Source organism: Brucella thiophenivorans, from assembly GCF_002252445.1.
In the GTDB taxonomy this organism is placed as follows: Bacteria; Pseudomonadota; Alphaproteobacteria; order Rhizobiales; family Rhizobiaceae; genus Brucella; species Brucella thiophenivorans.
In genome coordinates this window covers 1-1,906 of the sequence record NZ_NNRJ01000060.1, presented here as the reverse complement: position 1 = coordinate 1,906, position 1,906 = coordinate 1, and the positions used below count along the sequence as shown (strand labels likewise).

The following is a 1,906-nucleotide window of genomic DNA, read 5'->3' as shown; positions in this document are numbered from 1 at the left end:
TAGGCTCAGGACTCATTGCTTTCCGAGCCAGAATATAACGGCTGCTGCGAGGTCTATTGCTGCTCGGAACACAATCGGGCAGCGATCATAACGGGTGGCAATTCTTCTCCAGTCTTTCAGTCTCCCAAACATGATTTCGATACGATTGCGCCGCTTGTATCGGCGTTTGTCATACTTGATAGTCTTCTTGCGGCTTTTGCGCCCCGGGATGCACGGCTTTATCTCTTTGTCTTTTAACCGTTTTCTGAACCAGTCAGCATCATAGCCTCTGTCAGCAAGAAGCCAGTCGACCTTCGGTAACATCTCGATTAAGACCGCAGCTCCGGTATAGTCGCTGATTTGTCCCGCCGTGACGTGTAACCTGATAGGGCGACCCTGCGTGTCGGTGACGGCGTGCAACTTGGTATTCATGCCACCTTTTGTCCGGCCAATCAGGCGTCCATCGCCCCCTTTTTTAACCGTAGGCTTGAGGCCGTGCGGTGTGCTTTCAAATAGGTCGCATCCATCATTACGGTCTTTCCGACCGACGACTTGGAAGACAAGCCTTCCAATATTTGAGAAAATATCCCCTTGTGACACCAACGGGTCCAACGATTATAGAGCGTTTTACAAGGCCCGTATTCCCGAGGGGCATCACACCACCGTAACCCATTACGAAGAATGAATATAATTCCACTCAAGACACGCCTGTCATCAACACGTGGACGTCCATGGCTCTTGGGAAAGAAGGGGCGAAGGCGTGACATTTGTCCTTCGCTCAGCCAGTAAAGATTACTCATTGATCAGTCTCCTCAAACGAAACTGAATCAGCTCATCATTCTGAAATCAATGGGTCCTGAGCCTANCTAGGAACAATACTCGGAATATTGCCCGGAGCAGGTGCCGACATTGCTGCATGGATTTCATATTCTCTGGCCAAGCGTTTTGCACGTGAACCAGAAAAGTTCGGTAAAGGATCAACGGAGGGGTTAGCTGCCGCGGGTGCTGCCAACAACGCTGCTGTAAGCGGTGGTTTTATTCCGTCTCTTGTTTTCGGCATCCCCGGTGATGCCATCGCAGCCATCATCATCGGTGTCTTGTTTATGAAGGGTGTCAATCCTGGACCGACGATCTTTTTGAACAACCCCACCATCGTATATGCAATCTTTGGCGCATTCTTTCTCGCTAATTTGTTACTTATTCCCCTTGGTTGGGTGGCGATACGGCTGAGCCGAGTAATGCTAATGGTACGTCTTAGTATATTGATGCCGATAATATTTATCTTCTGTCTGGTTGGTGCATTTGCAATGGAAAACACAGTGAGCGCCGTCGGTGTGGCATTGGCGTTTGGTGTTATCGGGTTTGCATTTGAGGCCTTTCGCATTCCGCTTGCGCCGTCTGTTCTCGGAGTTGTTTTGGGGCCCCTCTTGGAGCAAAATTTTTTGAGCTCAATGATGAAATCAGGTGGCAATTGGCTAACGTTTGTCGATCGTCCGATAGCAGGGGGACTTGCGCTATTAACGTTGCTCATATGGTGCTCGCCGCTAATCAAAGCTGGTCTTAGCCGTACAAGGTAATGTTCTATTGCCATAATTTCGGCGTTGTGAAGGGAAGCACGCAGTAGAATAGCCAGTCAGCAATATAGTAGCATACTTGACTGGCTCTTCCTGAATTCTGGTAATTTATACCGGAACTAAGCGGCTGTTGTTACTGGACCAACGTCTGAAAATTACGCTGGCGTTGACCCCACCAAAGCCGAAACCGTTGGATATTGCGTATTCAGCGTCTATCTGGCGTGATTGGTTTGCCACAAAATCTAAGCCACTGGCTTCTGGATCCGGGTTAACTAAGTTGAGGGTTGGTGGTGCGATTTGATCCTTAAGCGCCAGAATTGTAAAAATGGCCTCAAGCCCTCCGGCCGCGCCCA

The 1,906-nt window shown here is 49.4% G+C and carries 2 protein-coding genes and 1 pseudogene; 1 reads left to right on the top strand and 2 read right to left on the bottom strand.

Annotation, left to right across the window (positions count from 1 at the left end):
* Positions 1-12: 12 nt before the first annotated feature.
* A protein-coding gene (locus tag CEV31_RS18585; protein ID WP_143850986.1) for an IS5 family transposase occupies positions 13-779 on the bottom strand; the annotation gives its coding sequence in 2 pieces (ribosomal slippage) (positions 13-456 and positions 459-779; 765 coding nt in all).
* Between the two features lie 75 nt (positions 780-854).
* On the opposite strand from CEV31_RS18585, the gene CEV31_RS18580 reads away from it, so the two are divergent.
* Positions 855-1,556: a tripartite tricarboxylate transporter permease gene (locus CEV31_RS18580; protein WP_094509370.1), complete on the top strand. Its 702-nt coding sequence runs from the start codon at positions 855-857 to the stop codon at positions 1,554-1,556.
* A gap of 105 nt (positions 1,557-1,661) precedes the next feature.
* Here the strand turns inward: CEV31_RS18580 and CEV31_RS18575 are convergent.
* A pseudogene (locus CEV31_RS18575) lies at positions 1,662-1,906 on the bottom strand (beta-ketoacyl-[acyl-carrier-protein] synthase II); the annotation flags it as partial.